We start from the raw sequence: 6,600 nt of genomic DNA, 5'->3' as shown, positions 1-6,600 counted from the left end.
CTGGCTCTGGCTCTGGCTCTGGCTCTGGCTCTGGCAAGGAGTCTACTGGTTCTTGCGCCGCAGCAACACTTTCAGCGGTGACTTGCGCACAAATCTCTGACGCATCATGCGCTACCGTTGCCGCTACTGAGGTTGGTGTTGGTTGTTCAGCAGTCTCTTCCGCTTCTGTCTGATCCTGTTGTTCGACAACCGATTCCTCAACTGCTTGTTCTACTTTTTTATCTTTCTTTTTGAGAAATCGCGAAAAAAATGATCCTTTACCCATGCCCTGTTTACCTTTGGAAGTTCACTGCGAGTCAGTTTACAATGGCGCCAGTTTAACATGTCCATCGTTTCTAGGCATCTGTGCCTGCGCGGTGGTATTCGATTCTTGAGGGCTACTTTAGCATGCGGCGCAGGGCAAACAAGCAGAAATCATCACCAGCACAAGGCAGTGGTCAACTCCGTATTATCGGCGGCACCCTGCGTGGCCGTAAGCTCGCGATTGCTGATCTACCCGGCTTGCGCCCGACCACTGACCGTGTGCGTGAAACGCTGTTCAACTGGTTACAATTTGAAATCGCCGAGCAACGTTGTTTGGATGTTTTCGCTGGTACCGGTGCACTTGGGCTTGAAGCACTCTCGCGCGGTGCCAGCGCAGTGACGCTGCTCGAACAACAGCATGCGGCAGTAGCTATGCTCAAGCGCCACCTTGGTGTTTTGAATGCGCAATGTCATGGCCACAGCGAAGTCATCGCCACTGACGCACTGAAATGGTTAGCGCAGCCCGCTGCCAGCGCCTACGACATCGTCTTTATTGATCCACCGTTTCGCAGTAACTTAGCTGCCCCCTGTTGTCAGTTATTGCAACAGAACGGTTATGTGCATGGCGGCAGTTGGATTTACTTAGAAACTGAAAAAGAATGGCCACTGGATGTTCCAGAACAATGGCAATTACAACGCGAAAAAGTGACGGGGCAACTCTGCTCACGTTTGTTTCGCGTTGCAGCAGAAGAGGACTCTTAATGACTACCACGATCTGGCTTGGCCGCGGCTTATTTGCCATTGTTTGGGGCGCAATGATTGCGAACTTGGTCTGGCCGTTCCCCGGCAAGGGCTTCGCGCTGTTTTTGATCTTACTGTTTTTATTGCTCGGCCTGCATTTGGTGCAGTTACTTATGTTCGCCACAGTCTATCGCGAACACATTCAATGGCGCCGCGGCGACTATTGGCAAATTGTCGCCTTCGGCGTCGTTGGTTGGATGGCCATTGTCCAAGCGCAAGCCAAACGCCAACCTCCCCAAACGGATTAGCTTTCGTTCTCGCTATCACGTTCCATGCCGATGTTGGTGATCCCTTCGGTCACCACCATCTCTTGTAACTGCCTCACCATGAGTTGACTTGGTGGTTGAGCTTGCATGGCTTCTAGAAAATCTAGCAGCGCTTGTTGTACTTCAACTTCGTAAACGGCTAATTCGTGTTCACTTACGAGCTGACGTTGTGCTTCAGCATCGAGCTCAGCACCTTCGGTAAGTTCAAGGAACTTAGCAACCCCGGCTTGCGAGACCTTGGCCACACTCACTAAATCGGCGCCGTTAGCATCCATCAGGCCCTGCAACATAATACTAATCGCGGTGCAGGCGTCCATCGCAGGATAAACGCCCAGCATGTCATGTCCGTGCTCACTTGGCGTCACTTCATCGACTTTTTCTTGCCAGCGGGCAAAGTTGACCTTCACCTTTTTGCCCTGCCAGCTCCAGTCCCAGCAAGCATTCAGTGCGCCACGTAATGGCTTAGGATCGCCAAAGCCCGTGACCTGATGAAACAACTCATAATTTGGATACATACGCTCGCACAAATACAGCGCAGCAAACACTTGATAGGCGAACGGTAACTCGCGAAAACGTTGAAAGGTATTTAACGCCACAATACATACTCACGACTAAGATTTTGTTACATGATACATGCTAGTGTGCTGCAAGACTACGGGTTAGACTGCCTCTATTGATGTCACTAGGAGGGTGAACATGCTGCAATTTTCTGATGTTAGTGCCGCTGCAGACCGTATCGCAGCAAGGGTTAAACGTACCCCGGTGGTGCAGTCGGATGCACTGAATAGTGCTCTCAACTGCAAGGTTTATCTCAAATGTGAACACTTGCAAAAAAGCGGTGCCTTCAAATTTCGAGGCGCTTGCAATGCGCTATTACAGCTTTCACCGGAGCAACGCGCCGCCGGCGTGGTCACCGTCTCGTCAGGCAATCATGGTGCTGGCCTTGCGGCCGCAGGCCAATTGCTTGGCGTGCAAGTCACTGTTGGCGTTGCGCACAATGCCTCGCCACTGAAACGGCAGAATATGCTCGATTTTGGCGCCAACATTATTCCTATTGAAGCTGGCATGCCTGCACGTGAAGCTTTCATTGATGCCCAGCGCGCCGCCCAACAACAGGTGATACCACCGTACGACCACCCTCATATTATGGCCGGCCAAGGTACCGCTGCCCTTGAGTTATTCGAAGACTACCCAGATTTAGCTGTGTTGCTCACCCCCCTTGGCGGTGGCGGTCTCCTCAGCGGGAGTAGTGTGGTAGCCAAACACTATGGCGCAAAATGCTATGGCATCGAACCAGAATTAGCCGCAGATGGTTATCAGTCGCTCCAAAGCGGTCGCTTACAACCAGCGATGCCGCCAACAAGTATTTGTGACGGTTTGCTGACCAGTGTCGGTGAACATCCGTTTGCAGTGATCCAAGCAAATGTCGCAGACATTTTACTCGTGAGTGACGCGCAAGTCGTCGACGCGCAGCACTTGGTTGATGACTGTACAGGCATGTGGGTAGAACCCTCATCAGCTACAGTCATCGCTGCGATCCAGCGCTATCCAGAACTGTTTGCCGAAAAACACGTAGGAGTTGTGATTAGCGGGGGGAACGTAAAGCGCCCGAGTTGACTTGGGCGCAGGTTAGCTCAGTTACGTTGCAAATAACTGAGCTAAATCGTTAAAGGCTTTGAATTCCAGCGCATTGCCGCTGAAATCGTAAAAGAACATGGTCGCCTGTTCGCCAGGCTCACCGGCAAAACGGACATAAGGTTCAATCACAAACGCAATGTCATGCGCACGCACACGCTCGGCCAATTGCTGCCAATCGCTCATCGTCAACACCACACCAAAATGGGGAACTGGTACGGCATGTCCATCGACTGGATTATGATGAGGCTGCTCGGCAGGTTTTGGTGCAACATGGGTGACCAACTGATGACCAAAGAAATTCCAATCAATCCATTGTTCCGCTGAACGACCTTCGGCACAACCAAGGACAGTGCCGTAGAATTCGCGCGCGCGAACAAGATCGTCGACAGGGATTGCTAAGTGAAAAGGTCGTACAACAGAATCGACAGTGCTCATCAATGGCTCAACGTTGGTTAATGTTTCACACGCATAACAGGTGCTGGACGACGCCACATTCTGGCACCCACAGCAACCAATAAAACGGCCCAATTGACCGGTGGAACCATTCCACACATTAGTACGGCAAGCATACTCCACAATGGCTGACGGTGATGTTGACCGACCAGCACATAAAACAACAATGCCGCCACTAAACCTTGTAATAAAAGTAGGCTAAGAGGCATAGGATAACCCTTGTTTTTATGTCTGTTTTTATCGTGGAGTTAGCCTACCGTAACTTCATGCAATTGTAAAAGAGTGTAAATATTCTTGAAATATCAGTCAGCTAGCGCTTGATCGAGGTCAGCGATCAAGTCGTCGACGTCTTCGATACCGACGGAAATCCGCACGAAGTTATCCAAAATACCTAACTTCTCACGATTCTCTTTTGGAATCGAAGCATGGGTCATAATCGCTGGGTGTTCAATCAAGCTTTCCACCCCACCGAGGCTCTCGGCAAGGGCAAAAATCTCTACTTTTTCAAGGAAACGACGCGCTTTTTCGATATCACCTTTTAGCAAAATCGAGATCATGCCACCAAAGCCATACATTTGCTCTTTCGCTAACGCATGCTGCGGATGACTTTCGAGGCCTGGATGAATCACTTGCTCTACAGCAGGATGTTGCTCAAGCCACTTCGCAATAGTCAACGCCGCTTCGTTGTGCGCCTTCATACGAATTGCTAACGTTTTCACACCACGTAATGCCAAGTAGCTATCAAAAGGCCCCGCGACAGCGCCGACAGAGTTTTGTAAAAATGCCATACGCTCGGCTAAATCAGCGTTGTCACCAACTACGGCAATACCACCGACCATATCAGAGTGACCGTTAAGGTACTTGGTTGCTGAATGCATCACGATATCTGCACCAAGCTCCAGTGGACGCTGGTTGTATGGCGTCGCGAACGTATTATCCACCACCACCAAAATATTGTGCGCTTTGGCAAGTGCAGTGATCGCTTTGATGTCGACCAGCTTCAGCATCGGATTACTTGGCGTTTCGACCCAAATCATGCGCGTCTTGTCGGTAACCGCTGCTGCAATGGCATCGATATCACTCAAATCTACATACGAGAATGCCAGCCCCGCTGACCGTCCACGGACTTTGTCGAACAGACGGAAAGTACCACCATAAAGATCATCCATGGCAATCACGTGGTCGCCACTATCGAGCAGTTCCATAATGGTCGACGTTGCCGCCATACCTGAAGCAAACGCATACCCGTGTTGACCACCTTCAAGACTCGCAACCGCACGCTCCCAAGCAAAACGCGTCGGGTTATGTGAGCGAGAATACTCAAAACCTTTATGCACACCAGGGCTTTCCTGAATATAGGTCGAGCTGGTGAAAATTGGCGGCATTACCGCACCGGTTGCCGGCTCGGGTGCCTGACCACCATGAATGGTTTTGGTTGCGAATTTCATTTTCTTAGCGTCTGCCATGACTTACTCCTCCAGCAGATGTTGAGCGGCCATCCACTCATCATTATAAAGTTTTGATAGATAACGATTACCTGTATCACACGCCAAAGTAACCACGCGCTTCGGTTCGGTTTGCTCACGACAGTAACGCAATGCCGCAGTAATCAAGGTACCGCTGGATGAACCGACCATTACGCCCTCTTTCACCAACAACTCACGAGCGGTGTGGAACGCATCTTTATCGCTCACAGCATAGGCTTTGTTGGCCAATTTGATATCGCAAATATCAGGAATAAAGTCTTCACCGATACCTTCAACCAACCAGCTCCCCGCCTCAACCTCTTCATCGCGATTCACCAATGGTTCGAGAATCGAGCCTTCTGGATCCGCGAGCACTAAATCAATTGCGCCGTTTTGCTCACGTAAATAGCGGCCGATCCCAGTCAAGGTACCGCCTGAACCGACACCACAGACAAACGCATCGAGGTTGCCTTCCATTTGGTTCCAGATCTCTGGCCCGGTGGTGGTGTAGTGCGCCGCAACGTTCGCTTCGTTGGCGAACTGATTCACATAAAAATAGCCGTTTTCTTCGGCAAGACGCGCCGCCACGTCTTGATAGTACTCAGGATGACCTTTCTGCACATCTGAACGGGTACGTAACACTTCGGCGCCCATGGCTTTGAGGTTGTTTACTTTTTCTGCCGACATTTTGTCAGGCATCACAATCTTCAACGGATAGCCTTTACTCGCCGCAACCAAAGCTAAACCTAACCCCGTATTACCGGCAGTCGCTTCAATGATGGTCATCCCCGGCTGCAATTGTCCTTGCTGCTCAGCAACTTCAATCATACTCACAGCGATGCGGTCTTTAATGGAACCGCCTGGATTCATCATCTCGAGTTTTAAGTAGAGCTCGCAAGGCCCAGTGTCTAAGTTGGTGACTTTCACCATCGGCGTGTTACCGATCATTTCTAAAACGTTCTGATAGACGCGCATACGCTGATTTCCATTGTCATTTTCAAAGTTGCTGCATTATCGCACGATGGCCCCACAAGATGCCAACCTGAGGTGTGCTTTTATCGCACCAAGAGTCCATGCTTTTTGCTATAACTTATGGCACATTAGTCGTTTCTAACATGACTCAAGGAATCATCATGCTACGCGCTAACCTTTTCTTCAAAGCCGCGTCGATCGCTGCTGTTGCCTCAATAATGACGGCATGTCAGCCGCAATCAGTGGAGCCGCAGGACGCATTTTTCGCCCAATTTTCCCCTTACTGCGGTAAATCTTTTGCTGCCAAAGTCATTAAAGACAACCAAGCCAGTGAAGCTTGGCAACAAGACCTTGTGGTCCATATTCGTGACTGTGAAGCCAACACCATTCGCATGCCGCTGCACGTTGGTGAAGACCGCTCGCGTACCTGGGTGTTGACCCGCACCGAGCAAGGGCTCGACTTCCAGCACATTCATCTGCATGAAGATGGCACGCCTGATGCCGTATCGCCTTATGGTGGCCACACCGTAGCGATGGGTAGCGCAGAAATGCAAGCCTTCCCAGTAGATGAGCCAAGCAAAGCTTTGTTCAAAGCCAATGGCTTAGATGTTTCAACTGCGAATACCTGGATCGTCTCCTTTGACGAAAACACCATGTACTACGAACTTACCCGTCCGAACCGAGAATTCGTTGTTGCAGTTGACCTTAGTAATCCTATCGCCGAGCCACCTGCAGCTTGGGGCTATTCAGCAGAGGAGTAA

Annotated in this window: 9 protein-coding genes and 1 pseudogene; 4 read left to right on the top strand and 6 right to left on the bottom strand. The window is 50.5% G+C overall.

What is annotated here, in order from left to right; all coding sequences use genetic code 11:
- Positions 1–265 (bottom strand): annotated as a pseudogene (locus G535_RS14185) (signal recognition particle-docking protein FtsY); the annotation flags it as partial.
- Positions 266–387: 122 nt separating this feature from the next.
- Between G535_RS14185 and rsmD the strand changes: the two are divergent.
- Both rsmD and G535_RS0106515 read left to right on the top strand, forming a co-directional pair.
- Positions 388–1,005 carry a 16S rRNA (guanine(966)-N(2))-methyltransferase RsmD gene (rsmD, locus tag G535_RS0106520; protein ID WP_026861328.1) on the top strand — a complete coding sequence of 206 codons (618 nt, stop codon included), beginning with the start codon at positions 388–390 and terminating at the stop codon, positions 1,003–1,005.
- The gene (locus tag G535_RS0106515; RefSeq protein WP_026861327.1) at positions 1,005–1,292 is read left to right on the top strand and encodes a DUF1145 domain-containing protein; all 288 of its coding nucleotides are present in this window, start codon (positions 1,005–1,007) and stop codon (positions 1,290–1,292) included. Before rsmD ends, G535_RS0106515 begins: the two co-directional genes overlap by 1 nt.
- On the opposite strand, the gene G535_RS0106510 is transcribed toward G535_RS0106515, so the two are convergent.
- Positions 1,289–1,906 carry a YjaG family protein gene (locus G535_RS0106510; protein WP_241970457.1) on the bottom strand — a complete coding sequence of 206 codons (618 nt, stop codon included), beginning with the start codon at positions 1,904–1,906 and terminating at the stop codon, positions 1,289–1,291. The two genes, G535_RS0106515 and G535_RS0106510, sit on opposite strands and share 4 nt — an antisense overlap.
- Before the next feature lie 100 nt (positions 1,907–2,006).
- On the opposite strand from G535_RS0106510, the gene G535_RS0106505 reads away from it, so the two are divergent.
- Positions 2,007–2,927, top strand: coding sequence for a threonine ammonia-lyase (locus G535_RS0106505; protein WP_034727833.1), 921 nt, complete (start codon positions 2,007–2,009; stop codon positions 2,925–2,927).
- A 21-nt stretch (positions 2,928–2,948) separates the two neighbouring features.
- Here G535_RS0106505 and G535_RS0106500 read toward each other — a convergent pair whose 3' ends face one another.
- The 4 genes from G535_RS0106500 to G535_RS0106485 all read right to left on the bottom strand — a co-directional run bounded on the left by G535_RS0106500 (position 2,949) and on the right by G535_RS0106485 (position 5,842).
- On the bottom strand, positions 2,949–3,383 hold the full coding sequence (locus G535_RS0106500; protein ID WP_026861324.1) for a VOC family protein: 435 nt from the start codon (positions 3,381–3,383) through the stop codon (positions 2,949–2,951).
- Positions 3,384–3,400: 17 nt separating this feature from the next.
- On the bottom strand, positions 3,401–3,610 hold the full coding sequence (locus G535_RS0106495) for a hypothetical protein (RefSeq protein ID WP_026861323.1): 210 nt from the start codon (positions 3,608–3,610) through the stop codon (positions 3,401–3,403).
- A gap of 93 nt (positions 3,611–3,703) precedes the next feature.
- Positions 3,704–4,867: a cystathionine gamma-synthase gene (locus G535_RS0106490; protein WP_026861322.1), complete on the bottom strand. Its 1,164-nt coding sequence runs from the start codon at positions 4,865–4,867 to the stop codon at positions 3,704–3,706.
- Positions 4,868–4,870: 3 nt separating this feature from the next.
- Positions 4,871–5,842 carry a PLP-dependent cysteine synthase family protein gene (locus tag G535_RS0106485; protein WP_026861321.1) on the bottom strand — a complete coding sequence of 324 codons (972 nt, stop codon included), beginning with the start codon at positions 5,840–5,842 and terminating at the stop codon, positions 4,871–4,873.
- A gap of 158 nt (positions 5,843–6,000) precedes the next feature.
- Here G535_RS0106485 and G535_RS0106480 point away from each other — a divergent pair, with 158 nt between their 5' ends.
- A complete protein-coding gene (locus tag G535_RS0106480) occupies positions 6,001–6,600 on the top strand; it encodes a hypothetical protein (protein WP_051206999.1) in 600 nt (199 codons plus the stop codon).

The organism is Pseudidiomarina sediminum DSM 21906 (genome assembly GCF_000423165.1).
Classification (GTDB): Bacteria; Pseudomonadota; Gammaproteobacteria; order Enterobacterales; family Alteromonadaceae; genus Pseudidiomarina; species Pseudidiomarina sediminum.
This window is presented reverse-complemented; position numbering and strand designations above follow the sequence as displayed.

What these genes read in the sequence shown, in the direction of transcription:
- rsmD (WP_026861328.1), top strand. Translation starts at nt 388, where the DNA reads ATGCGGCGCAGGGCAAACAAGCAGAAATCATCACCAGCACAAGGCAGT.
- G535_RS0106515 (WP_026861327.1), top strand. Translation starts at nt 1,005, where the DNA reads ATGACTACCACGATCTGGCTTGGCCGCGGCTTATTTGCCATTGTTTGG.
- G535_RS0106505 (WP_034727833.1), top strand. Translation starts at nt 2,007, where the DNA reads ATGCTGCAATTTTCTGATGTTAGTGCCGCTGCAGACCGTATCGCAGCA.
- G535_RS0106500 (WP_026861324.1), bottom strand. Translation starts at nt 3,383, where the DNA reads ATGAGCACTGTCGATTCTGTTGTACGACCTTTTCACTTAGCAATCCCT.
- G535_RS0106495 (WP_026861323.1), bottom strand. Translation starts at nt 3,610, where the DNA reads ATGCCTCTTAGCCTACTTTTATTACAAGGTTTAGTGGCGGCATTGTTG.
- G535_RS0106490 (WP_026861322.1), bottom strand. Translation starts at nt 4,867, where the DNA reads ATGGCAGACGCTAAGAAAATGAAATTCGCAACCAAAACCATTCATGGT.
- G535_RS0106485 (WP_026861321.1), bottom strand. Translation starts at nt 5,842, where the DNA reads ATGCGCGTCTATCAGAACGTTTTAGAAATGATCGGTAACACGCCGATG.
- G535_RS0106480 (WP_051206999.1), top strand. Translation starts at nt 6,001, where the DNA reads ATGCTACGCGCTAACCTTTTCTTCAAAGCCGCGTCGATCGCTGCTGTT.